21 protein-coding genes and 1 tRNA gene are annotated in these 25,115 nt (G+C 63.5%); 12 read left to right on the top strand and 10 right to left on the bottom strand.

All coding sequences use genetic code 11. The features are described 5' to 3' along the window. Nucleotides 1-5: 5 nt before the first annotated feature. From E0702_RS05180 to E0702_RS05145, 8 genes are all read right to left on the bottom strand, one after another. Nucleotides 6-434, bottom strand: coding sequence for a universal stress protein (locus E0702_RS05180; RefSeq protein WP_132041907.1), 429 nt, complete (start codon nt 432-434; stop codon nt 6-8). Nucleotides 435-698: 264 nt separating this feature from the next. Beyond that, complete coding sequence (locus E0702_RS05175) at nt 699-1,568, bottom strand: glycine betaine ABC transporter substrate-binding protein (protein ID WP_132041906.1); 870 nt, start codon at nt 1,566-1,568, stop codon at nt 699-701. A 119-nt stretch (nt 1,569-1,687) separates the two neighbouring features. Beyond that, complete coding sequence (locus tag E0702_RS05170; protein WP_132041949.1) at nt 1,688-2,521, bottom strand: ABC transporter permease; 834 nt, start codon at nt 2,519-2,521, stop codon at nt 1,688-1,690. 5 nt (nt 2,522-2,526) lie between these two features. After that, nucleotides 2,527-3,774 carry a quaternary amine ABC transporter ATP-binding protein gene (locus E0702_RS05165; protein ID WP_132041905.1) on the bottom strand — a complete coding sequence of 416 codons (1,248 nt, stop codon included), beginning with the start codon at nt 3,772-3,774 and terminating at the stop codon, nt 2,527-2,529. Nucleotides 3,775-3,991: 217 nt separating this feature from the next. Next, nucleotides 3,992-6,094 carry an FUSC family protein gene (locus E0702_RS05160; RefSeq protein ID WP_132041904.1) on the bottom strand — a complete coding sequence of 701 codons (2,103 nt, stop codon included), beginning with the start codon at nt 6,092-6,094 and terminating at the stop codon, nt 3,992-3,994. Between the two features lie 5 nt (nt 6,095-6,099). Further along, complete coding sequence (locus tag E0702_RS05155; protein ID WP_132041903.1) at nt 6,100-6,960, bottom strand: efflux RND transporter periplasmic adaptor subunit; 861 nt, start codon at nt 6,958-6,960, stop codon at nt 6,100-6,102. Between the two features lies 1 nt (nt 6,961). Beyond that, on the bottom strand, nt 6,962-7,180 hold the full coding sequence (locus E0702_RS05150; protein WP_132041902.1) for a DUF1656 domain-containing protein: 219 nt from the start codon (nt 7,178-7,180) through the stop codon (nt 6,962-6,964). A 117-nt stretch (nt 7,181-7,297) separates the two neighbouring features. Further along, entirely contained in the window at nt 7,298-8,176 is an 879-nt protein-coding gene (locus E0702_RS05145) for an AEC family transporter (RefSeq protein WP_132041901.1), read from the bottom strand. Between the two features lie 261 nt (nt 8,177-8,437). Between E0702_RS05145 and E0702_RS05140 the strand changes: the two genes are divergently transcribed. Continuing rightward, entirely contained in the window at nt 8,438-9,394 is a 957-nt protein-coding gene (locus E0702_RS05140) for an arsenic resistance protein (RefSeq protein WP_132041900.1), read from the top strand. A 60-nt stretch (nt 9,395-9,454) separates the two neighbouring features. On the opposite strand, the gene E0702_RS05135 is transcribed toward E0702_RS05140, so the two are convergent. Then, nucleotides 9,455-10,474, bottom strand: a complete 1,020-nt coding sequence (locus E0702_RS05135; RefSeq protein ID WP_132041899.1) for a CNNM domain-containing protein — start codon at nt 10,472-10,474, stop codon at nt 9,455-9,457. A gap of 152 nt (nt 10,475-10,626) precedes the next feature. Between E0702_RS05135 and E0702_RS05130 the strand changes: the two genes are divergently transcribed. Continuing rightward, nucleotides 10,627-10,703, top strand: a tRNA-Ile gene (locus E0702_RS05130). A gap of 248 nt (nt 10,704-10,951) precedes the next feature. Here E0702_RS05130 and E0702_RS05125 read toward each other — a convergent pair. Beyond that, nucleotides 10,952-12,802 carry a DEAD/DEAH box helicase gene (locus tag E0702_RS05125; RefSeq protein ID WP_132041898.1) on the bottom strand — a complete coding sequence of 617 codons (1,851 nt, stop codon included), beginning with the start codon at nt 12,800-12,802 and terminating at the stop codon, nt 10,952-10,954. Nucleotides 12,803-13,025: 223 nt separating this feature from the next. Between E0702_RS05125 and E0702_RS05120 the strand changes: the two genes are divergently transcribed. The 10 genes from E0702_RS05120 to E0702_RS05075 all read left to right on the top strand — a co-directional run bounded on the left by E0702_RS05120 (nt 13,026) and on the right by E0702_RS05075 (nt 24,943). Then, a complete protein-coding gene (locus tag E0702_RS05120; protein ID WP_132041897.1) occupies nt 13,026-15,005 on the top strand; it encodes a type I restriction-modification system subunit M in 1,980 nt (659 codons plus the stop codon). Next, entirely contained in the window at nt 15,002-16,393 is a 1,392-nt protein-coding gene (locus tag E0702_RS05115) for a restriction endonuclease subunit S (RefSeq protein ID WP_205741883.1), read from the top strand. Before E0702_RS05120 ends, E0702_RS05115 begins: the two co-directional genes overlap by 4 nt. After that, a complete protein-coding gene (locus E0702_RS05110) occupies nt 16,390-17,325 on the top strand; it encodes a GIY-YIG nuclease family protein (protein ID WP_132041896.1) in 936 nt (311 codons plus the stop codon). The genes E0702_RS05115 and E0702_RS05110 overlap by 4 nt, the downstream gene beginning before the upstream one ends. 15 nt (nt 17,326-17,340) lie before the next feature. Continuing rightward, nucleotides 17,341-18,450, top strand: coding sequence for a PD-(D/E)XK nuclease family protein (locus E0702_RS05105; protein WP_132041895.1), 1,110 nt, complete (start codon nt 17,341-17,343; stop codon nt 18,448-18,450). Beyond that, on the top strand, nt 18,443-18,994 hold the full coding sequence (locus E0702_RS05100) for a hypothetical protein (protein ID WP_132041894.1): 552 nt from the start codon (nt 18,443-18,445) through the stop codon (nt 18,992-18,994). Before E0702_RS05105 ends, E0702_RS05100 begins: the two co-directional genes overlap by 8 nt. A gap of 48 nt (nt 18,995-19,042) precedes the next feature. Continuing rightward, the gene (locus E0702_RS19020) at nt 19,043-19,180 is read left to right on the top strand and encodes a hypothetical protein (RefSeq protein ID WP_165927485.1); all 138 of its coding nucleotides are present in this window, start codon (nt 19,043-19,045) and stop codon (nt 19,178-19,180) included. A gap of 69 nt (nt 19,181-19,249) precedes the next feature. Then, complete coding sequence (locus tag E0702_RS05095; RefSeq protein ID WP_132041893.1) at nt 19,250-19,906, top strand: SOS response-associated peptidase; 657 nt, start codon at nt 19,250-19,252, stop codon at nt 19,904-19,906. Nucleotides 19,907-20,025: 119 nt separating this feature from the next. After that, on the top strand, nt 20,026-20,478 hold the full coding sequence (locus E0702_RS05090) for an META domain-containing protein (protein ID WP_240721675.1): 453 nt from the start codon (nt 20,026-20,028) through the stop codon (nt 20,476-20,478). 281 nt (nt 20,479-20,759) lie between these two features. Beyond that, the gene (locus E0702_RS05080) at nt 20,760-21,671 is read left to right on the top strand and encodes an Abi family protein (protein ID WP_132041892.1); all 912 of its coding nucleotides are present in this window, start codon (nt 20,760-20,762) and stop codon (nt 21,669-21,671) included. 65 nt (nt 21,672-21,736) lie between these two features. Continuing rightward, nucleotides 21,737-24,943 carry a type I restriction endonuclease subunit R gene (locus E0702_RS05075; RefSeq protein WP_132041891.1) on the top strand — a complete coding sequence of 1,069 codons (3,207 nt, stop codon included), beginning with the start codon at nt 21,737-21,739 and terminating at the stop codon, nt 24,941-24,943. Nucleotides 24,944-25,115: the final 172 nt, after the last annotated feature.

Here is a 25,115-nt window from a genome sequence, read left to right as displayed (position 1 = left end):
AGTCGTTATTCGTTGGCGTCGGGACGCACCAGGAAGACCGATGCACTGGTGCGGCTGGCGACCTGGCTGCCATTGGCCGGCATGACAATATCCAGGTGGCGGTGGGCGTGGGTCGGCATTACCACGAGGTCGGCCTCGACCTCGTCGATGGCCTTGACCAGCGTGTCGACCAGATCGGCGACAGGGTCGACCCGACAGATCATCTTGCTGCTGACCGGCTGGCCATGCACCTGCCCACGTTGCTGGGCGAAGGCCTCCAGCTTCTGGGCATACTCCTCGGGAGTGCGCGCCACACTGCCTGGCGTGGTGGCGGTGACCCCGACATAGCAGACCTCGGCCTGGTAGTGGCGTGCCATGTCCGCGGATACCTTCAGCGATGGCTCGATCACCTCGATATGTGCCAGATCGACCGGCACCATGATCTTGTTGAACATGCCTGCTTCTCCTTGTTTACCATGCGTACTGTTGCCACGGGGGTTCTTGCGACGCTCTTCCTGCCATGGGCTTGCTTGCGACGAGCTAGCCTGCGGCGGATCGGGAACGGTGGCTCTCCTTCCGAGTCCGAGTGTCGACCATGCTGAGCCGGCCTTGCTGAAATTAGTGTAGTCGCATCTCGATACGCAAAAGGGGAGGCACGCAGGTGCCTCCCCTTTACCTGGTCAATCATCAGCCAGGGAGGAGTGAGTCGTTGTCCGCCCTCAGGAGGCGGCGTCGAGCCACTCCTGAACCACGTCCTGGTTCTCCTCGACCCACTTCTTGGCTTCCGCGTAGGGGTCGTCACCCTCTTCCTGCATGAGCATGACCTCGCCCATCATCTCGGTGTCCCAGTTGAAGGCACTCAGGATGGCGTAGGCTTCGGGCATCTCCTCTTCGAGACCCTGGCGGACGATGGTGTGAATCTGCTCCTCACCGCCGTAGGTGCCCTTGGGGTCCTCGAGGAACTTGAGATCCCAGCGGGCCAGCTTCCAGTGGGGCGCCCAGCCGGTCACCGCCACATCCTGCTCATTGTCGATGGCATTCTTGAGGGCGGCGGTCATGGTCGCGCCGCTGCCGCTGACCAGGTCATAGTCGAGGTCGTAATCCTCGATGACCTGCTCGGTCAGGCGCATCACGCCGGCGCCCGGATCGATGCCGGTGAGCTTGCCGTCGAAGCTGTCGACGTGATCGTTCAGGTCGGCGATGGAGTCGGCTTCACTGTAGGCGGGGACCACCAGGCCCAGCTTGGCGCCCTCGAGGCTGACGCCGGCATCGACCAGGTCATCCTTGAGCTTGGCGTAGTAGTCCTCGTGGGTGATCGGCAGCCAGCCGGCCAGGTGCGCGTCGACGTCACCGGTGGCGACCGACTGCCACATGGCGGCGGCGGACAGCGAGGAGGTCTCGACATCGTAGCCAGCCTGTTCGAGCACCACCTGCATCACGTTGGTGGAGGCGACGGTAGAGGCCCATTCGACATAGGCCAGGTGCACGGTACCCTTCTCCTCGGCTTGCGCGGCGCCCGCGGTGAGAGCGGCGCCGGTGGCAAGAGCCAGGCCGGCGAGGCGGATGCGACGGTTAAGCAGATGCTTCATCGTGGTTCCTTCCTCCAAGTATGTACAACAACACTCTGGCGATTTCTTTTCGAGCTTTCAACCGAGGCCCTCAACGCAGCCTTCGGCCATCGGGCTCAGGACTTGCGCTGCTTGCCGGCTCAGGACTTGCGCTGCTTGCGCAGGGACTGGGTCAGGCGGTCGAGCAGCATGGCCAGGATCACCACGGCGATGCCGGCCTCGAAGCCATCACCCGGGCGCAGACGCTGGATGGCACGCCACACCTCGCTGCCCAGGCCGTCGGCGCCGATCATGGCGGCGATCACCACCATGGAGAGGGCCAGCATGATGGTCTGGTTGATCCCCGCCATCACCGTGGGCAGCGACAGCGGCAGCTGCACCTTGACCAGCTTCTGGCCACGCGTGGCACCGTAGGCGTCGGCGGCCTCGATCAGCTCGCCGGGTACCTGGCGGATACCCAGGGTGGTGAAGCGGATCGCCGGTGGCATGGAGAAGATCACCGTGGCGAAGATCGCCGATACCGAGCCGATGCCGAAGAAGGGGATCGCCGGGATCAGATAGACGAAGGCCGGCATGGTCTGCATGAAGTCGAGCACCGGCATGATCACCCGGTAGAGCCGCTCGGAGAGCGCCGCGGCGATGCCCACCGGCAGGGCGATCACCACCGCCACCAGGGTGGCGATCACTACCAGGGTGAGGGTCTCGATCATCGGATCCCACAGGTCCATGTTCCAGATCAGGGCCATGCCGGCAGCGGCGCCGATCGCCAGGCGCGCGTTGGCCAGCCACCAGCACAGGCCAACGATGATCAGCAGCAGTCCCCAGGGGGGGAGCCACATCAGGGCATCGTTGAGTCCGTCGATACCGGTCTGGGTCACCCGGGAGATGCCGCGGGTGACCATGGAGTACTCGCTGGTCAGCCACTCGAGGCTACCTTCGATCCAGTTGCCCAGGGGAATACGGGGAATGTCGATCGCCATCACTGGTCTCCTGCCGCTGCCGTGAGATTGTCTTCATTTACCGTCGAGGACTCGGCGGCCTGGGCCAGCTGGTCGAGCACCGCCCCCTTGACCACCACACCGAGCAGCCGGTTGTCGGCATCCACCACCGCGATGGGGTAGCTCTTCTCGCTGAACATGGCGAACAGGTTATGCATCGGCTCGTCGAGCCTCACGCTACGGAACTCCTGGGTCATGCAGTCGGCGATGGTGTCCCGGCCTTCGTTGGCCGCCTGCTCGAGGGCATCGACCTCGGCCAGTCCGACCAGGGTGCGATCCCGGCGGGTGACGTAGATGGAGTCGATGTTGTTCTCGTGCATCTTGCGCAGCGTGGTGCGCGGGCCGTCGCTATCCCGGGCGATGGCGCGCACCTTGCGCATGGCATGCTCGGCGGTAAGGATCTTGGACATGTCCACGCCTTCCACGAAGCGTCTCACGTACTCGTCGGCAGGCTGGGTCAGAATCTCTTCCGGCGTGCCGATCTGCACGATCTCACCATCCTTGAGCAGGATGATGCGGTCGGCGATGTTGAGCGCCTCGTCGAGATCGTGGGTAATGAATACCGTGGTCTTCTGCATGCGGCTCTGCAGTTCCTGCAGCTCCTGCTGCATATCGCCACGAATCAGCGGGTCCAGTGCCGAGAAGGCCTCGTCCATCAGCAGCACGGTGGAGTCGTTGGCCAGGGCACGGGCCAGGCCCACACGCTGCTGCATGCCGCCGGAGAGCTGATTGGGATAGGCGTCTTCCCAGCTCTCGAGGCCCACCTGCTTGAGTGCCTTGCGGGCGATGTCGGTCCGCTCTCCCTTCTCCACACCACGAATCTCCAGCCCGAACTCGGCGTTCTGGATGACCGTACGATGCGGGAACAGCGCGAAGTTCTGGAACACCATGGAGAAGTGGCGACGGCGGCACTCCAACAGTGCCTTGTCATCGAGCTCGGGAATGTTTTCGTCGTCGATGACGATCTCGCCCTCGGTAGGCTCGATCAGGCGGTTTAGGCAGCGGATCAGGGTCGACTTGCCGGAACCGGAGAGACCCATGATCACCAGTAGTTCGCCTTCATAGACATCGAAGTCGATATTGGAGAGTCCCAGTGTCTGTCCGGTCTTTTCGTGAATCTCGGCGCGCTTGAGGCCCTGGTCACGCAGTTCGAGCCCCTTCTTCGGATTGCTGCCGAAGACCTTGCTCAGGTTGCGAACCCGAATCTTGACGTTTCGGTTCTCATTCATTGATTTGCCTTCTTGTCAGTCCCTGGCGTAATGCAAACGGCGCAGCATGTGCCGGCCGATGCCGCCTATTTTGGCATGCGGGAGCGTTGACGGTTGCGAAAGGTCCTATACCCTACTTTTTTTTGAACGATCATTCAAATTAAAGGCCCGGCGCGATGGGCGGGCCTGTCAACGGCGTCATGAGGATACGCGATCTGTGAAATGACGCCAGCCGTTGCTATCTGGCGGTATCCGCCGGGGGCTTCGTCGCGTCGTCGCGAACCACGTCTCTGGCCGCACCTCGATCCCCGTGGCGAGCCATGTAGGAGGCGTGGGCGCGCTGGGCCTGACGCTGCAGGGCAAGGTCGAGGCGCTCCACCAGTCCGGCGAGCAGGCGCTGGTGGCGCTCGCTCAACGAGGGCTGGTGACGTGCGGCCTCGATCAGTGCCGCACCCGCCTCGCGCACCCCGTGAGGCGTTCGCCCCCGGGCGCTGTCGGCGTAGGCATCGGCCAGCGCCAGGATGAAGCGCCGCTTGGCCTGCTTCAGCTCGCTAGCCGGCAGGTCGTCGAGGCGGCGGCGGATCTGCAGGCAGGCATAGCCGGTGTCCAGGCCGGCGAGGCCGAGGCTGAAGAGGTGGCGCTGGTCATCCGGCAGCACATCGTCATGCTTGGCCAGGTGCAGCATGCGGTCGGCCATGGCACCGATGAAGTGCGCCTCCGCCTCCTGCACCGGTGGGCCCGCCAGGCGCCTCAGGTCGCCGACGATGGCGGCGATCAGGCGGCGCTTGCGCAGGGTGGCGCCCAGGCCGGGCAGCAGGCGGAAGCCCATCACCACCGTGGCCAGCCCGATCATCACGGCGATGGCCCGGTTGATGAAGGAGGCGAAGGAGAGGTCCATGCCGTTGCCGGGCATGGTCAGCAGGATATTGCCGATGGTGAAGGCCAGGCAGTAGCCCATCAGCCGCGGGTTGGCCGCGCCCAGCAACCCGAGGAACAGCGGGGTGAGCACGAGCATCCCCAGCATCGGGAAGCCGCTGGCCTGGGCCAGCAGCACATGGCCGAACAGGAAGGCGCTGGGGATCGCCGCCAGCATGCCCTTGGCGAACATCATGGCGACCATGACCGGATTGTCACGACTAGCGAAGAAGGCCGACAGCAGGGTGCCGAGCAGCATGGCCACCTGGCCATTGCTCCAGCCGGTGGCCATCCAGAAGGCGGCGAGCACGCCGAAGATGCCCCCGGCGCGCAGGGCATTGAGTCCGGCGACCAGGTGGTCGCGATGCCAGGCGAGGGCGACCCCGCGCAGTCGCTTCCCTTGCGGCCGGGTAATGGCATCGCGGGCGTCGAGCATCACCAGGGCGTGGCCCAGGGTCTCGCGCATGCCCAGCAGGCAGCGCTGCTCGATGGGGGAGAGGGCCTCATCGGGACACGCCAGCACCCGGCGGCGCAGCGCGTGCAGCCGTCGATGGGCCGCGGTGATGCCGCTCTCCCTGGCGGAATCGCGAAAGGCGTCGGCCAGGTCACCGGCCAGGGCGTGGATCGTCGGCGAGAGGCGCTGCGCCTCGTGGTGCAGCAGCTGCTGCAGGGCGTGGAGGGTGGCCAGCATGCGCAGGGTATGACGGGTCAGCACGTGGCTGGCGCGAATTCGCCCCGGACCCTCGGGGCCCTCATAGCGGGCCGCCTGGCTATCCCCCTCGAGCAGGGTGAGAGGCTCCAGGCTGCCGGTCAGGGTGGCCTGAAGCTCGCCGAGATCCTGCGAGTCGGTCATCCGCTGGGCGGCATGCAGGAAGGCCTGGTTAACGACCTCGTCGGCCTGGCGTCCCAGATGGTCGCCGACCCTGATCGGCCACAGCAGCGAACTGACCAGGGTGGCGCATACCGCGCCCAGGGCCAGCTCCGACAGGCGAGCCACGGCGATGCTGAAGATGGCGTCGGGCCGGCTGGCGCCGATCACCACGATCAGCATGGCCGTGACGGCCCCCATGATGCAGCCATAGGCGGCGTTGTTGCGCAGCAGCGAGCTGCCGTAGGTGCACAGCATGATCCACAGGGTCAGGAACAGCAGGGCCGGCACGGGGGCCTGACCGAACACGGCCATGATGGCGATGCCGGCACCGCAGCCCACCAGGGTGCCGGTGATCTGGCTCAGCCCCTTCTCGACCACCATGCCGCTCATCGGGCGGATCTGGAGGAACGCCGCCGAGATCAGCGCCCAGTAGGGGCGTTCCAGGTCACACCAGAGCGCCACATAGAGGGCCAGCAGCATGGCCAGGGTCGCCTTGATGGCGAACCGCACGGCCTCGCCGCTGGGGGTCAGGTACGCCTGCAGCCAGGGCGACATGCGGGCTACTCCTGGGGCTCGATATGCACCGAAGCGGTCATGCCGGCGCTCAGCGAGATGTCGGCGGGAATCTCATCGAGCGCGATACGCACCGGGATACGCTGGGCCAGGCGAACCCAGCTGAAGGTGGGCGCCACCTGGGGAAGCAGCTGAGCGTTGGGCGTGGTATGGGGATCGGCGATGGCACGCCCGATGCTTTCCACATGACCACGCAACTCGGTGTCACCGCTCATCAGGATGACGCGAGCGGGGGCGCCGACACGGATGCGTGGCAGCTTGGTCTCTTCGAAATAGCCGGTAACGTAGAAGGAGTCCGCCTTGACCAGCGCCATCACCGGCTTGCCGGCATTCACGTAGTTGCCCTCGGCCAGCTGCAGATTGAGCACATGGCCGCTGATCGGCGCCTCGATCGTGGTGCGCTCGAGATCGAGGCGGGCGCCGGCCAGCTGGCTACGCGCCTGGTCGAGCCGGGCCTGCGCCACCTGGCTCTCGAGGCGTGCGGTCTCCTGGCTTTCGGCGCTGATCGCCTGGCGGCTCAGATGGCTGCGGCGCGAGGCCTCGTGCTGACGCCGCTCGAGCTCGACCTCGCGCTGGGCGACCAGTGCCTGGGCACTCTCCAGGGCCGAGCGGTAGCGCTGCGGATCAAGCTCGAACAGCGGGTCGCCCGCCGTAACGCGCTGATTGTCGTCGACCGACAGCGTGACCACACGCCCGGAGAGGTCCGAGGCCACGGTGATGATCTCGGCCCTTACGCGACCATCACGCGTCCAGGGGGTGTAGAGATAGTAGTGCCACAGCCACAGGCCGGCGGCGATGGCCAGGGCGACGATGACGAGGGTAACGAGGCTGCGAATCAGTGTGTGCATATCAGGCGATTCCGGTGATCACGCGGGAGAGATAGGCCGCGGCAGCGGTACAGATCACGAACAGTGAGACATCGAACCAGGCCTCGAACCACAGGCGGTTGGCGCCCAGCAGGCGAAAGAGCAGGCTGCGCATCAGCAGGGTCGCGCCAAGACCGACCAGGGCATACAGCAGCAGGGGGGAGAGATAGAGCCCGCCGATGGCGATTTCACGAAGTGGCATGTTCGCTCCTGGCGCGCTGGACATAGCGGTATGGTAACAAAGTTCATGCGCCGCCAACTCCATGCCAGGCAACGGCAGGCGGCGCGATCGACGGCGCTTCCTCTCTTCTTTTCCAGCCTACATCAGCCAGGCCAGCAGCAGCGGCAGGTAGAGCAGTGCAAGCAGGGTCGAGCAGAACACCAGGCTGGCGACATATTCCGGCTCGCGGCGTGCCTTCTGGGCGAACAGGTAGTTGAATACCGCCACCGGCATGCTCATCTGCAGCACCAGGATGCTCTGGGCCAGCGGCGGCAGGCCGAGCAGGGCGCCGATGCCCCAGGCCAGCATCGCGGCCACCGGGATGCGCAGCAGGCTGAAACCGATGCCGGAGCGCAGGCTCCTGACCTGAATGCTGGCCAGCGACACCCCCAGGGTGATCAGCATCAGCGGCACGGTAAAGCCCGAGATCAGATCGACGCTGTTGGCGAGCCACAGGGGCAGGGCGGTATTGGTCAGCAGCAGGACCAGCGACAGCAGGATGGCGTAGACGGTGGGCGTGCGTATCAGGGTGCGCAGCGGGTTGCCGCCGCTGCTGGCCATTATCGACCCCAGGGTGAACTGGAACAGCGAGACGGTGACCATCACCGTGATGCCGTAGGCGAAGCCGGCGCTGCCGAAGGCATAGAGCACCACCGGCAGGCCCATGTTGCCGGTGTTGGGGTACATCGCCGGTGCGAGCAGCACCCGCCACTCCTTGCGCAGCAGGCGCGCCAGTGGCCAGGTCATCGCCGCCATGGTGCAGATCACCAGTGCCGTGGCGAGCATGGTGCGGCCGAAGTTGCCTGCCTCGATCTCGGCGCTGGAGAGCGAGGCGATGACCAGCGCCGGCGTGCCGATATTGAAGACCAGACGGGTAACGAACTCGACCGGATAGGGCTGCCCCAGACGCACCCAGGAAAACCCCAGGCCCGCCCCGGCCAGTACCGGGGCCATCACCGCGAAGAGTTCGGCAAGCATGCAGGTGCCTCAGAAGAGTGGAAGGATCCGCCATTGTCCTGAATCGCCGCACGGCCTGGCAAGGCGCTCGTAGTCTCGCTTGGCCCCGGGGCTTGAGCCTGAGTCGGGCTCAAGCGCAAAGCGAACGGAGGGCGCGCGGGTGTGTTTGCGGCTGCCATTCGAGCAGATGGGCACTGCATGGCAAGCTGCCATGCAGTGCCCATGCCATCCATGGTAAGACTCGCCCGTTCAGCGAGGCCAAGGCAGAAGGGGGAGAAGTGAATGCGTGACCATCTCGAACGCCATCAGGTGTGGCTCTACCTGGCGGCGATCATCACTGGGCTGGGCCTGGGCCTGATGCGCCCCGAGATCAGTGCCACCCTCGAGGGCGGGCTCTGGCCGCTGCTCGGCGTGCTGCTCTACGCGACCTTCACCCAGGTGCCGCTGGGGCGGCTCGCCCTGGCCCTGCAGGACTGGCGCTTCGCCACGGCGCTGGTGGCAGGCAACTTCCTGCTGCTACCGCTGATGGTGGGCACGCTGGTGGCGTTGTTGCCACTGGCGCCGGCCGTTCGGCTCGGCGTGCTGCTGGTGCTGTTGGTGCCCTGCACCGACTGGTTCATCACCTTCACCCATCTGGGCAAGGGCGATGCCGGGCGCGCCATCGCCGCCACACCGCTGCTGCTGGTGTTGCAGCTGGTGACGCTGCCGTTCTATCTGTGGCTGTTTCTGGACCTGCAGTGGCTGGGGGTCGCCATCGCAGCGCCGCTGCTCGGCGCCTTCGTCGGGCTGATTCTGGTGCCTCTGGTGGCGGCCGGGCTGACCCAGCGGCTGGTGCGACGTCGCGCCATGGGGCGTCGCCTGGTAGAGGGGCTGGGCTGGCTGCCCGTGCCGCTTCTGGCCATGGTGCTGCTGGTGGTGGCGGCGACCCAGATCGCCGGCATGCGGGGACTGAGTGGCGTGGTGGTACAGGTACTACCACTCTTTATCGGCTACCTGGCACTGACCGCGCTACTGGGCTGGGGGTTGGGGCGTAGCGCCGGGTTGACGCCACCGGCGGCACGCACGCTCACCTTCAGCTTCGCTACCCGCAACTCCTTCGTGATGCTGCCCATCGCCCTGGCGCTGCCTGAGGGCTGGCAGGCCACGGTGGTGGTGGTCGTTTGCCAGTCGCTGGTCGAGCTGTTCGGCATGCTCGTCTTTCTACGCTGGGTACCCGGCCGGTTGATCCCTGATCGCTAGATCATCGTCAGCACACACCGTCGAGGCACCCAGCCAGAGCACCCAGCCAGGATAAGCGGCCTACTCTTCGGTCTTCTTCAGGCTCTTGGTCCAGCGCTGGCGGGCGTACTTGCGCAGGTTGGCGACATTGTCGGTCTCGTCGACGATCTCCTGGCCGAGGATGGTCTCGATCACGTCCTCCAGGGTGATCAGGCCCACCCAGGTACCCAGGTCGTCATACACCACGCAGAGGTGCTGGCGGTCCTGGACCATCATGGTGAAGATCTGCTCGATGCTCTCCTCGGCGGGCACCGACTTGACCGGATGCATCAGCGACTTGAGATCGGCGCCCTCGTCGGCGCTGTAGGTATCGGCCTTGTGCACATAACCCAGCGCCTGTTCACCGCCATCCATCACCGGAAAGCGGGTGAAGGGCGAGGGGCCGAGCTCTGCGCTGAACTCGCCCACCGTCATGGCGGGGGGCGCCGTGACCGAGACGGTGCGCGGGGTCATCACCTCCTTCACCTGGATATCATGCAGGTTGAGGATATTGATGATGACGCGGGTCTCCTCCGGGTCCAGCGCCTTCTCCTCCTGGCCGATCTGGGCCAGCGCCTTGATCTCGCCGCGCATGTCGGTATCCATGGCGTCCTTGCCGATGCGCTTGGTTATCTGCTCGGACATCCAGATAAACGGCTTGAGGCTCCACACCATCACCGCCAGGGTACGGGCCAGCATGCCGGAGAGCTGGCGCCAGTAGGTGGCCCCGATGGTCTTGGGAATGATCTCGGAGACGAACAGGATCAGCAGCGTCATCAGCGCCGAGGCGACCCCCAGCCAGGTCTCGCCGAACACCACCGTGACCTGGGCGCCGACACCGGTGGCCCCCACCGTATGGGCGATGGTGTTCAGGGTCAGAATCGCCGCCAGCGGCTGGTCGATATTGCGCTTCAGATCGTTGAGCCTGGCGTGCAGCCTGGGGTTGGTCTCGCGCACCTGGGCCACATAGCTGGGGGTCATCGAGAGCAGCGCGGCCTCGAGCAGTGAGCACAGGAAGGAAACGCCAATGGAGAGAACAGCGAAGGCTATCAGCAGGAACATGAGATCTCGAAGGGTGGCCGGGAAAGGGCCGCGTTCGGCGGCTCGGGCATAATCGCCGATGGCATCGCTTCACTGCAAGGCATCTCGCTCTGGTTTCCGCCATCGGCATTCGCTATCATACGCCGGCGCCTTTCGCGCACCCTCCGTATAAAGGGCCTATAGCTCAGTTGGTTAGAGCAGGGGACTCATAATCCCTTGGTCGCTGGTTCGAGTCCAGCTGGGCCCACCATCCTTGCTTTTCACTACCCACGCTTTACCACCTCAGCTTCACCCTCCTGCTTGCTTGACTCTTTCCACCGTCGCAGAACCTGCCGCTTTCCCTGGCAGGAGCGCAATTTATGGCTTATCACAAACTGGCGTGAATCCGTTCGGCAGTGAGTATTGGGAGACCGGGGCTCATCGTGGGAGGCCGGCTCTGCCGGGCGAATGGAGGCCAAAGGCCTCCCCGAGTGGGCGCCCCTGCTTGATGGTGTCCGGTCAGGCCGAGGCGAGCTCCGTTAGTCGCTGGGTGTACCAGTTCGCCTTGCAGCTGGTCACCAGCAGACGGCGGCGAGCGCGGGTCATGCCAACATAGAGCAGGCGCGCCTCCTGGGCCAGCCTCTCCTCATCGTTGCTCAATGCCCCTAGACCGCATAGCAGCACGGTGTCGAACTCCAGCCCCTTGCTGCTCTGGCGGCTCAGCAGCACTACCTCATCAACCTGTGGATCGTAGCTGCGCTTGTCGGCAGAGTGCTGCAGGCAGCGGCTGGGAATGCCGGCTTCTTGCAGCGCATCATGGACGAGACGCCCCTGCGAGTTGCCGGTATAGACCACCGCGATGCTATTCAGGTCGCTGCCCTGGTCACGCCATGTCTGAATGCAGCGCACCAGGTAGCGCGTTTCATCCTGGGCGTTGCTGAAGTGGCGAAAGGCGGGCTTGGGGCCACTTATCCCGGCGACTTCAGGGGCAATCAGGGGGATATGGTCATCATCGGCGTCCTGGGCCTTCAGGAAGTCCTGTGCGAAATCGTAGGCAAACGTCAGAATTTCCCGAGTGTTGCGGTAGTTCAGCTTGAGGATGGTAGTGCGCCCGCGGGCCTGAACGCCGGCCGAGGAGAGCGGGAATTTCAGAGAACTCTTCTGATAAATGGACTGGGCATCGTCATACAGCAGCAGTAGCGAGTTGGTGTCCGGGTCGATCATCTGTACCACCAGCTTGAGCCAGGCCTGCTCGAAGTCATGGCCCTCGTCGATCATCACCGCACCGTACTGCGCCCGGGGAATATGCGACCGATCGACGGCCTGGATAACGCTTTCCACCTGCCGCTCCCAGATGGGAGCTGCTCCCTGCAGCAGATCGACGTGATAGGTCTTCAGCTGCAGGCCGCACCACTCATGGAAGTGGTGAACCTTGACCTTCTCGGAGACTCCCTTCTCGTCGATGAAACAGCGCAGGCGTGCCGCCAGCGTGATATTGAAGCACAGCACCAGGATCGGCTTGCTGATGGCCTGGGCCAGATGCAGGCAGCGATAGCCGAGTATCAGGGTCTTGCCGGAGCCGGCGACGCCATGGATGACCCGGTGGCCGTCGCCCATGCTTCTGGCCAGCTGCTCCTGATGCAGATCCATCACCCGGACGATATCGGGCACGAGATCGTTCGTCGGTGCTTCCTCGGCTGCTTCCTCGTCATCGAAGAGGTCCGGCGTGGGGGCATCGATGCGCACCTCCGGGAAGAGCTGCCAGCGGATCCGATCGATCTGCGGGACGCTAAGCTGCGTACCAAACTGATAGTCGAACATGTCCCAGAGCCGCTGCTGGAACGCCTCCGGGTCGGTGGTGGTGAGCATCTCGTCCTTGCAGATCACACGATGCGCGGGTAACAGGGCCTCCTGCTCTGCCTCGGGGACGGCCTGGTTCCACTGCTTGCGCGTGATATTGGGAAAGACCACGCCATGCCCATAGGGAAAGCAGAGCTTGCCCCGGTAGCGCTCATCGGACTGGGTCAGCTGAGGGTCGCGCCTCAGCTGATCGATGGCGGCAAAGGCGCACTGGCGAGCCTGCGCCAGTGGGTTGCTGACGGTCTTGCGTCCCTCCTGGGTATCGATCACGACGCTTTCCGGCGTGATCGAGCGGATGGTCTCGATCTTCCAGTCCTTGACCTCGAGAAACAGCAGGCCGCGAGCGGGATGCAGGATGATGAAGTCGGGATAGCGGCGCCGGCGCCCCAGCGGAATGTCGTACCAGACGAGATAGTCATCTTCCAGCAGGCTCTCCAGCCGACGGCCAAGGCGTCGTTCCCCACGGGTCATCCGTGAGATGGTAGAGAGCGCAGGAATGATCGTGGCCATGGTGCTGGGGCTCCGTGGGAGGGCGGACTGCCCGCGGTTACCGCTTCGTTCACTACACCACCATAGTGACCCGGGTGTACCTCTTCAATGAGCTTATCCTAAAGTCTCTGCTCGTCGAGAATGCCGGAACAGCGTCTGCTGGATCGCCTGCCTCACTCCGCTTCGCTGTGTATGATGGCCGTAAACGTCATCATCATCGGTACACAGAACGCGGGGAAGCATCGTGAACACGGAGAGTCACTCTCAACTGGCGGCCTTTATCTGGTCCGTGGCGGACCTGCTGCGCGGCGATTTCAAGCAGTCCCAGTACGGCCGCATCATCCTGCCCTTCACCCTGCTGCGGCGCCTGGAGTGCGTGCTGGAGCCCACCAAGGCCGCGGTGCTCGACGCCGCCCACGCCCACCAGGCCAAGCCCGAGGCGGTGCGCGAGAAGCTGCTGCTGCGCGCGGCGGACCAGCCCTTCTTCAACGCCTCACCGCTGACCCTGGGGACTCTCTCCGATACCCAGACCGCCGACGACCTGATGAGCTACGTGCAGTCGTTCAGCCAGGACGCCCGGGAGATCTTCGAGCACTTCGAGTTCGAGGGCTTCGTCCAGCAGCTCGCGGCCAGCAACCTGCTCTACCAGGTGGTGCAGCGCTTCGCGTCCATCGACATGAGCCCGCAGCGATTGACCAACTACGGCATGGGCCTGGTGTTCGAGGAGCTGATCCGCAAATTCGCCGAGAGCTCCAACGAGACGGCGGGAGAGCACTTCACTCCGCGCGACATCGTTCATCTGACCACCTCGCTGGTGCTCACCGGCCAGGACGACAAGCTGCGCCCCCACGGCATCGTCACCGTCTACGACCCCACCGCGGGCACCGGTGGCTTCCTCTCCGAGAGCGACGAGTACATCCAGCAGGTCAGCCGCGACGTCACAGTCTCGCTGCATGGCCAGGAGCTCAACCCCGAGTCCTACGCCATCTGCAAGGCCGACATGCTGATCAAGGGCCAGGCGGTGGAGCAGATCAAGCTCGGCAACACCCTCTCCGACGACCAGCTGCCGACCGAGCGCTTCGACTTCATGCTCTCCAACCCGCCCTTCGGCGTGGAGTGGAAGAAGGTGCAGAAGGCGATCACCGACGAGCACAACCACAAGGGCTATGAGGGCCGCTTCGGCCCCGGCCTGCCGCGGGTCTCCGACGGCTCGCTGCTGTTTTTGATGCACCTGGTGAGCAAGATGCGCCCCCGCCAGGAGGGCGGCTCGCGCATCGGCATCATCCTCAACGGCTCGCCGCTGTTCACCGGCGGCGCCGGTAGCGGGGAGTCCGAAATCCGCCGCTACCTGCTGCAGCACGACCTGGTGGAGGCCATCGTCGGCCTGCCCACCGACCTGTTCTACAACACCGGCATCGCCACCTACGTGTGGATCCTCTCCAACCACAAGCCCGCCGAGCGCCGCGGCCAGGTGCAGCTGATCAACGCCACCGGCCGGGCCAGCAAGATGCGCAAGTCCCTGGGCAGCAAGCGTCAGTTCGTCGCCGACCGCGACATCGAGGAGATCGTGCGCCTCTACGGCGCCTGCCAGGAGAGCGAGGAGAGCAAGCTGTTCCCGGTGGAGGCCTTCGGCTACCGGCGCATCACCGTGGAGCGCCCGCTGCGCCTCAACTTCCAGGCGAGCCCCGAGCGTCTGGCCAAGCTCGAGGACGAGAAGCCGCTCCAGAAGCTCGCGGAGGGCGAGCGCGAGGCGATCAAGGCCGCCTGCGGCACCCTGGGCCCGGAGCAGCTCTGGACCAACCGTGACGCCTTCACCAAGGCACTCAAGGCCGCCATCAAGGGTGCAGGCCTCAAGGTCGGCGCCCCGGTGCAGAAGGCGATCCTCAGCGCCCTCTCCGAGCGCGACCCGGAAGCGGACATCTGCCTCGACAAGAAAGGCAACCCGGAGCCCGACACCGGCCTGCGTGACAACGAGAACGTGCCGCTGGACGAGTCGGTGTTCGACTACTTCGAGCGCGAGGTGAAGCCCCACGTCCCCGATGCCTGGATCGACGAGGAGAAGCGCGATCCACTGGATGGCCGCATCGGTATCGTCGGCTTCGAGATTCCCTTCAACCGGCATTTCTACCAGTTCACCCCACCGCGCCCGCTGGAGGAGATCGACGCCGACCTCAAGGCCTGCACCGACCAGATCAAGCAGATGATCGAGGAGCTGTCGGCATGAGCTTTCCGCGGTATCCCGAGTACAAGGACTCCGGTATCGAGTGGCTGGGGGAGGTGCCGGCGCATTGGGGCATTCAACCGCTTAAGCGGCATTGCGATGTTATGCCGAGCAATGTTGATAAGAGGTCGGTAGAGGGCGAACAACCAGTCCTTCTATGTAACTATACAGATGTGTATTACCACGATGACATTGTCCAAGGCATGAGCTTCATGCAAGCGACTGCCTCAGGGAGCCAGGTTGAAAAATTCTCCCTTCTGGCAGGAGATGTAATTTTCACTAAAGACTCCGAGTCATCAGATGACATCGCTATTGCCGCACACGTACCTGAAGCGCTGCCGGGTGTAGTGTGTGGCTACCATTTATCTATTGCGAGACCACACCCTTCTATTATTGGCCGGTTCTTGAAGCACTACTTTGATTCTAGATCTGCAAAATCTTACTTTGATGTTTCAGCGAACGGCTTAACGCGTGTAGGCCTGAGTCAGTATGCGTCAGATAATTTGCCTACCCCCTTGCCTCCCATAGAAGAGCAGGCCACCATCGCCGCCTTCCTCGACCACGAAACTGCCCGCATCGACAACTTGGTGGAGCAGCAGCAGCGCCTGATCGAGCTTCTCAAGGAGAAGCGCCAGGCGGTGATCTCCCACGCCGTCACCAAGGGACTGGACCCCGATATGCCGATGAAGGACTCCGGGGTGGAGTGGCTGGGGGAAGTGCCGGCGCATTGGGAGCTTAGTAAGCTTGGCTACCTGTCTGCGGTAGTTAGGGGCGGATCTCCAAGACCTGCAGGCGACCCTAAGTTATTCAATGGTGACTATTCCCCTTGGGTTACTGTGGCAGAAATAACTAAAGATGAGCACATGTACCTTGATAGCACAGAAACATGCCTCACTAAGCTAGGGAGTGCGCAATGCAGGGTTTTTAAAAAGGGTACATTGCTGCTATCTAATAGCGGTGCAACGCTTGGAGTTCCTAAGATATTAAAAATTAATGCGAATGCCAATGATGGTGTGGTTGGTTTTGAGTCGTTAAGCAAAAAACTCATTATAGAGTTTGCCTACTACTTCTTGAAAAGCATTACCGAGAGTCTCCGTGATAGGATTAGGCAAGGATCTGGCCAGCCCAATTTAAATACAGACATTGTCGGGGGTGTATTTATTCCCCTCCCGGAGCTAGAGGAACAGCGGGCGATCGCGAATCATATAAAAGAGCATATGGATGAGTATGAAGCTGCTGAAAAAGCAGCCGAAACTTTAATAGCTCTACTAACGGAGCGACGCTCCGCCCTGATCTCCGCCGCCGTCACCGGTAAGATCGATGTACGTGGCTGGCAGCCACCAGCGGGCTCATCGGCCACCAGTGAACACACGCAAACGGAGTTGGTATGACGCAAGGCCGCAGCATCCGACTCTTCCTGGTGGATGGCACGCCCAATGGCCTGCTCACCGCCGAGATCATGAACTGGACCGGCCACGTGCTGACCGGGCCGCGCAGCAAGCTCAGCGAGCTGGTCCAGCGCCCCGAGTGTGGCCGCACCGGCATCTACTTCCTGGTCGGCCCCGACCCCGACAACAGCCTGCGACCGCTGGTCTACATCGGCGAGAGCGACGACGTCGGCACCCGCCTCAAGCAGCACAACCGGCCCGAGGACAAAGGCGGCAAGGACTTCTGGGAGAAGGTCTGCCTGGTCACCAGCAAGGACCAGAACCTCACCAAGGCCCACGTGAAGTACCTGGAGAGCCTGCTGATCCAGAACGCCGGCCAGGTCGGCCGCTGCAAGCTGATCAACGGCACCGCCCACGAGTACATCAACCTGCCTGAGTCGGACCGCGCCGATATGGCCTTCTTCATGGAGCAGATCCGCACCGTGCTGCCGGTGCTGGGCCTCGACTTCTTGCGTGAATCCTTCGGTAACAAGGCTAAGGCCGAGCCCAGCGACGATGCCGGCGTTGACTCACCACGGCTCTATATGCAGATCACCAAGCAGGGTATCCAGGCCAGTGCCCAGGAGTACGAGGGCGAATTTATCGTCATGCAGGGATCGACGACGCGGGTTGACTGGGTGGCTCAGCCGGGCGGATATGGCGCCTTGTTTGCCCAGCTCTGCGAGGAAGGTGTGCTGTCCGAGCCGGAGGGCAAGGTGCGCCGCTTCACCAAGGACTTCGCCTTCTCCAGCCCCAGCGCCGCCGGCGCGATTGTAGCGGGCTACAACGTCAATGGCCGGACCACCTGGAAGGTTGACGGCAGCGGCATTACTTATGGCGAGTGGCAGGACCGCCAGGTGAGTGCAGCGGCAGCGGCCGCGGCCGCTCCTGAATAGCGATAGGGAGACAACATGGACGTTGAACGTATGAAAGCCTTGCTCGAAGGCGCTGCCCGGCTTCGGAGGCCATCCCGCGAGCGCACCCTCTTCGATATAGGGGCTCGTGGCTATTTCGAGAACCCCACCACGGACTTGCTGGCCTTCTTTCTCGACCCCGAGGCAGAGCATGGCTTCGGTAACGCTGTTCTCTCGGCGCTGCTGGACAGCCTGCCCGAGGCGCTGCAGCCCGCCGCCTGTGAGCGATACCTGACGCGCCCTCCTGTTCGCGAGTGGGTGACCTCCCGGCATCAACGCATTGACCTGGTGCTGGAATCAGACCGCTGGGTGCTGGCGGTGGAGCACAAGGTCTATCACGGGCTTCACAACGACTTCGCGCACTATGGCGAGGATATCGCGCTGCGGTTGTCGGGTCAGGACAGCCGCCAGGTGCTGTGCGTCGTGCTGTCGCCGGGTGGGCAGGCGCCGAGCAGCCCGGGTTGGCTGGGCCTTGGCTATCCCGACTTCCTGCGGCGCCTGAGATCGGCGGCAGGCTCCCTCTACGAGCAGCACGGCGAGAGCAAGTGGCTGCTGTTCCTGCGCGAATTCGTGATTCATCTGGAGAACCTGACCATGACCGATACCCTGACCGACGCTCAGGAGCAGTTTGCACTGGAGCACCTCGGAGAGATCGAGGCGCTGACCAAGGCAAAGAACGATGCGCTGGTCAGTCTTCGCCTTCGATTACAGGAGGGGCTCAACACCCGGCTTGATGACCTGGGCCTGCCGATCACCTCCTGGCAGGAGAATTGGCCTGTCGGCCCGGCCTTACGCTTTGTTCCCCATGGCTGGCAGGGATACTCCAGCGTGGTCATTTATCTGGAACCGCAAATCCCGAAGCAGGTTTGGGTCCAGACCTATATCGATAGGCGAAACGGAGACCTGGCCGAACTGGCAGGCAAGGGTATCGACTGCAATCAGTTCGATGAGCACAAGGTCGGCAGGTCTGTGTACAACTTCTATCATGGTTTCTCATCAATGGACTGGGACGCGGTCGAAGAGGCTGTCGCTTCTTACCTGCGTGCCATCATGGCCATGGAGCAGGGCTGGCAGCGCGAGCAGCTGGAGGAGGTCCAGGGTGACTGACTCTCTCCAGCGCTCCGTGAAAGGCACCTTGCCCTCTCAGAAGCATGACCAGCAGATCCAGGTCGCCATTGAGACTTACCTGCAGGCGCGGAGCGAGATCCTGGCGCTGGGCCGCGAGGTGCCAGAGCGGATCGGCGGCAACGACAACATCATCGGCCGGATCGGCGAGTTCATCGGGCTGCGCTTCCTGGAGGCGCTGGGCCAGCGGCCTGCCCGAGTGTCGGGTAGCGCAAACCCAGGCTATGACCTGGTGGAAGGCGCCTGTCGCACCCAGGTTAAGGCGATCACCCACGAGAACCAACGGGGTCGCAGCGTGCGGCTGACACCTGGCTGGACACAATTTCTGCTGATGGAGTTGGGGGAGCACTACACGCCCGACAGGATCGGGTTGCTTACCTTGGAACAACAGCAGCAGGCCCTTGGTGCCGGATTCGCCAAGACCGAGACGCCAGTGGTCAGCTTGACCATGCTGAGTGCCAAGGGGCTGATAGGCAGCTATGGTCGAGTGTATGACCGTGAGGAGATCGAGGCGCTCGGCATCTGATCGCGTCACACCCACCGCTTAGCAGTAACACCAACCACAGGGGAGATCATGGCGGACGGCAGGGAAGCCCGCTTCCAGCAGGACATCATCGAGGCCATGACGGCCCAGGGCTGGGAGACTGGTACGGCCAGCGGCTACGACCGTGCGTCTGCGCTCTATACCGAGGACCTGCTCGGCTACCGGTGAATGCGAGGATCCGGAGGTGATGGCCACTGATCCCTTGGTATAGTCGGATCCTACCTGACGAGGTTAACCATGTGCGGTCGCTTCGCCCTCTATAGCGATTTCCCCAGCCTGGCGCGCTCACTCAAGCTGCCGCTGGCGGAGGGTGAGCTGACGCCTCGCTACAACATCGCGCCGGGCACCTGGATTTCGGCGGTGCGTCGGCATGAGGACGGTTGCCAGCTGGGCCTTGATACGCTGTGGTGGGGCTACCGCCCCCACTGGGCCGACGACAAGGCCCCGCAGCCGATCAACGCGACCGTCGAGAAGGTCGCCACCTCACCCTACTTCCGCGGGGCCTTCGCCCATCACCGTTGCCTGGTGCCGGCCGACGGTTGGTACGAGTGGTTGGCCGTGGACGGCCGAAAGCAGCCCCACTACCTGACTCGCGGCGACGGCGAGCCGCTGTGGTTCGCCGGCATCTGGACAGATCGCCCGGACGGCAAACCCGGTTGCGCCATCCTCACCGAGCCTGCCCGCGGCATCGCCAAGGCGATCCACCCGCGCATGCCACTGACCCTGGATCAACAGAGCCTGGAGCCCTGGCTCGATCCCGAGCTGACCGACCGCGAGACGATCCGCCACCTCGTTCACCACCTCCAGCACGAGCGGCTGACTCACTGGCCGGTGAGCAACCGGGTCAACAAGCCGGTGGAGGATGACCCGGCCTTGATCGAGGAGGAGCGATGAAGCGCGATCGTGTGCAGGTGGTGGATACCTGCGGCGGGCTCAATATTCCATCGCAAGCATCGGAACCTTATGCCGTGGGATGGTCTGAAAAGGCTCATGAATGGCAATGGAGTGACCTGATGAAACAGAAGTTTTCGCTTGCGGCGCTGCTGGTCGGCACCCTGGTCCTCGCCGGTTGTGCCGGGTTTGAGGCAACCTCGAGTGGTGATACTGCCAATGAGCCCCTGGAGAATACCTACTGGAAGCTGGTGACGGTGGGTGAGCACCAGGCGGTGACCATCGATGAGGCCCGCGAAGCGCATCTGGTGCTGCATGCCGAGGATGCCCGCCTGGCAGGCTCCACCGGTTGCAACCGCATGATGGGCGAGTATGAGCGTGACGGCGACCGGTTACGTTTTGACCGGGTAGCCACTACCAGGATGGCCTGCCCCGGAGAACTGATGGAGCTCGAGCGTGAATTTCTCGATGCGCTCGGCGAGATCGCCAGCTGGCAGGTCGAGGGCAAAAACCTGACGCTCCTCGATGATGAGGGCGAGGCACGTGCCCGCTTCGAGGCGGTGCATCTCTACTGAGCGGATACCGTCACTCACTCATTGCTTGGCCGCCGCGGTGGTTTCCGGCCGTAGTGCCAATGGCCGTATCTCCTGGAAGGCTGAGGGCAGCGGCATGACTTACGGCGAGTGGCAGGACCGGCAGGTGAGTGCAGCAGCGGCGCAACCTGAAGAGATGGCGCCAACCTGATGGTTGAGACTTGGCAGCGGGCCTGTGCGTCCTTATACTGCTTCGTAACAACACCCCCCACGCCTCTCCCTGAAGCGCACCTTGGGGGGTTACTTTTTTCTGGAGGCCGGCCTTGCAGTTCAACAAGCCCCCGCTGAGCTTAGATGATCAGCTCGACCGGCTCATCCAGCGGGGGCTGTCGGTGCCGGATCGCCAGCGGGCGCTCCACTATCTGCGTCATCTCAATTACTATCGGTTGGGCGCCTATTGGTTGCCCTTCGAGGCCGATCACCAGACGCACCGCCTGCGCCCCGGCACCACCCTGGACGACGTGCTGAACCTCTATGTGTTCGATCGGGAGTTCCGGCTGCTGGTCATGGACGCCATCGAACGCATCGAGGTCTCGATTCGCACCTGCTGGGCCTACCACATGGCCCACACGCATGGGCCCCATTGCCACCTGGATCCGACTCTGTTCAAGTCACCTCACCGTTCTTGGCGTCACGAGGAGCGGCTCCGCGCCTTGGAAGGCGAGGTGCGGCGCAGCCAGGAAACCTTCATTCGCCACCTGAGCGCCACCTACGATGAGCCGCTGCCTCCGATCTGGGCCCTGGTGGAGATCATGACGTTCGGCCAGCTGTCACAGTGGTACGCCAACACACGTCAGCGCCGAGATCGTAATGCCGTGGCACGCGAGTACGACTTCGACGAGAGCGTGCTGACATCGGTGTTGCACCACCTGAGCACGGTACGCAACCAGTGTGCCCACCATGCTCGCCTGTGGAACCGTGAGTTCACCTTCCTTCCCAAGCTGCCAAAGGATCGGCCTGCTTTGGTGCTGGGCACTCTATCCTTCGACGCGTCGCGTCGTATCTACAATACCCTCACCCTGATGCTGTACCTGATGGATGTGGTGAACCCCCACCACCATTGGCGGGAACGGCTGATCAGACTCATCGATCACCATGCCGTCAATGTGGCCGAAATGGGGTTTCCTGACGACTGGCGAGATCGCCCTCTATGGGCAATGCATCGTCCTAAGTAGCCTTCTCCTTGCATCTCTGAAGCGCTAGGCTGTTACGCATAATTACGCCAAGCGCAGGGGATAATATGGCGGACAGCAGGGAAGCCCGCTTCCAGCAGGACATCATCGAGGTCATGACGGCCCACGGCTGGAAGGCCGGCACGGCCAGCGGCTACGACCGTGCCTCGGCGCTCTACACCGAGGATCTGCTCGGCTACGTGCGCGAGGCCTGGCCCGAGCGCTGGGAGAAGTTCCGCAAGGCCAACCCCCAGACGCCGGAGCAGGTGTTCGTGCAGAAGGTGGTGCGCGAGCTGGACCGGGCCGGCACCCTGGAGGTACTGCGCCACGGCTTCAAGGTGCCGGGGGTGAAGTTCGACCTGTGCAGCTTCCAGCCCGACCATGGAATGAATCCCGATTCGCTGGCCCGCTACCGCGCCAACCGCCTGCGGGTGGTGCCCGAGGTCTCCTACTCGCCCCACGCCCGCGAGAAGGGCAAGGGCGGCGGCGACAGCTACAATCCCCGCCTCGACCTGGTGCTGTTCGTCAACGGCATTCCCACCGCCACTCTGGAACTGAAGAGCCAGTTCAAGCAGACGGTGGAGAACGCCAAGCGGCAGTACCGGCAGGACCGTCCGATCAAGGATCCCGTCACCCGCAAGCCGGAGCCGCTGCTGACCTTCAAGCGTGGCGCCCTGGTCCACTTCGCGGTGAGCCAGGCCGAGGTGGCGATGACCACCAAGCTGGCCGGCAAGGAGACCTTCTTCCTGCCCTTCAACCGCGGCACGGAGGAGGGCGGTGCCGGCAACCCGCCCGCGCTGGATGAGGCCAGCTACGCCACCGCCTACCTGTGGGAAGAAGTCTTCGCCCCGGACGCCTGGCTGAAGGTTCTCGGCCGCTTCCTGCACCTGGAGAAGAAGACCACCGAGGACTTCCACGGCCGACGCCAGACCAAGGAGACGTTGATCTTCCCGCGCTATCACCAGTGGGAGGTGGTCAACCGCCTGGTGCAGGCCACCCTGGCCGAAGGGCCAGGACGCCGCTACCTGGTGCAGCACAGCGCCGGCTCCGGCAAATCCAACTCCATCGCCTGGGTTGCCCACCAGCTGGCCAACCTCTACGCCGAGGATGGGAAGAAGCTCTTCAACTCGGTGATCGTGGTCACCGACCGCACCGTGCTCGACAGCCAGCTGCAGGACACCATCTACCAGTTCGAGCACGCCCACGGCGTGGTGAGGCCCATCACCCGTGACATCGGCAACCAGAGCAAGTCCGAGCAGCTCGCCGAGGCCCTGGCCAGCAACACCCGCATCATCATCGTCACCATCCAGACCTTCCCCGCGCTGTTCGATGCCCTGGACAAGCGGCCCCAGCTCACCGAGGGCAACTACGCGGTGATCGCCGACGAGGCCCACTCCTCGCAGACCGGCAGCTCGGCCAGCAAGCTCAAGGCGCTGCTCGCGGCCGCAGGAGAGGCGACAGAAGGTGATGATGGTGAAATCAGCGCGGAGATGATGCTCGACGCCGCCGTGGCCTCGCGACGCCCCAGCGAGCGCATCAGCTACTACGCCTTCACCGCCACCCCCAAGGCCAAGACCCTGGAGCTGTTCGGGCGCCCGCCGGACCCGGACCTGCCGGCCGGCGCCGACAACAAGCCCGAGCCGTTCCACCTCTACTCCATGCGCCAGGCCATCGAGGAGGGCTTCATCCTCGATGTGCTCACCAACTACGTCACCTACAGCACCGCCTGGAAGCTCGCCCACCCCGAGGGCGAAGATAAGGAAGTCGATTCCAAGAAGGCCTCACGGACCCTGGCCAAGTGGGTGCGCCTGCACCCCTACAACATAGCCCAGCGGGTCGAGGTGATCGTCGAGCACTACCGCGACAACGTCCGCCACCTGCTCGACGGCCAGGCCAAGGCCATGGTGGTCACCGCCAGCCGCCAGGAGGCGGTTCGCTACCAGCTGGCCATGCGCGATTACATCGCCGAGAAGGGCTACGACGACGTCCACCCCATGGTCGCCTTCTCCGGCAGCGTGCCGCCCGACGAGGTGATTCCCGAGGTGGTCACCGAGACCAGCAAGCTGCTCAACCCCGGACTCAAGGGCCGCGGCCTGGCCGAGGCGTTCGACACCGACGACTTCAACGTCATGATCGCCGCCAACAAGTTCCAGACCGGCTTCGATCAGCCCAAGCTGTGCGCCATGTACGTGGACAAGAAGCTGCGTGATGTGGACTGCGTGCAGACCCTCTCGCGGCTCAACCGGCTGTTCCCCGGCAAGCAGACCTTCATCCTCGACTTCTACAACGACGAGCAGGAGATCCTCGACGCCTTCGCGCCCTACTACCGCAAGGCCGAGCTGGCCGATGTCTCCGATCCCAACGTGGTCTACGATCTGCAGCGCACCCTGGACGCCAGCGGCATCTATCACTGGCCCGAGGTGGAATCCTTCGCCAAAGCCTTCTTCGACCCCAAGGCGCCGGCCTCCAGCCTCAGCTACCATTGCCGCCCCGCCCAAGAGCGCTTCAAGCAGCGCTACCAGCTGGCCCTGGAGCAGCTTCAGGTCTGGAAGGAGGCTCGCCAGGCCGCAGAACAGAATGGTGACGACAAGGGCCTGAAGCGCGCCGGACAGGAGCTCAAGGAGGCAGGCACCACCCGCGACGAGCTCGACCTGTTCCGCAAGAACCTGCAGAGCTTCGTGCGCACCTACGAATTCCTCAGCCAGATCGTCACCTTCGATGATCCCGAGTTGGAACAGCTGTGCGTCTTCGCTCGCCATCTCCACCCGCTGCTGCGCACCGACCGGCTGCTGGAAGAGGAAAGCATCGACGTCAGCGAGCTGGAGTTGACCCACTACCGCCTCACCAAGCGTGAGGAGAAGCGCCTGCGCCTGGAGGAGGCCGAAGGCGACTACGGCCTCACACCGGTCAGCGAGGTGGGCTCAGGCAAGCCCCACGATCCCGAGAAGCAGCGCCTGGCCGAGATCATCGAGCGGCTCAACGACCTCTACGGCGCCGAGGTCAGCGACGACGACAAGCTGCACTTCGCCAATGGTATCGCCGACCGCATCGAGCGTGACGAAGCGGTAATGGCCCAGGTACGCAACCATAGCGAAGACCAGGTGATGCACGGCCTTTTCCCGAAGAAGGTCACCGACGCTGTGCTTGATGCCCTGAGCGACCACGAGAAGCTAAGCATGCCGCTGCTGGAGGATGAGGAGACGGGGAGGCAGTTTGCGCTGTTGATTTTGAAGCTGCTGGCGGGGAGGTCGAATCGTGACTCGCGTGCTGAGTAAAAACTTACGGTAGGAGTCTGTCATGGCGGATAGCGATCCAAAACCGACATGTCGGAAAAGGCAGCATGCTCGTTGATTGGTGTTATATAGCCACGTCAACGAAAATACAACGAAAAATCAGTGGTTTGATGTGGCGGTATAAGAATGTTGAACGCGCGCGCTCGTTCAAGTC

It is taken from the genome of Halomonas marinisediminis (assembly GCF_004347715.1).
Classification (GTDB): Bacteria; Pseudomonadota; Gammaproteobacteria; order Pseudomonadales; family Halomonadaceae; genus Halomonas; species Halomonas icarae.
Note: the sequence above shows the minus strand (reverse complement) of the source record. Positions and strands in the feature narration are given on the sequence as shown.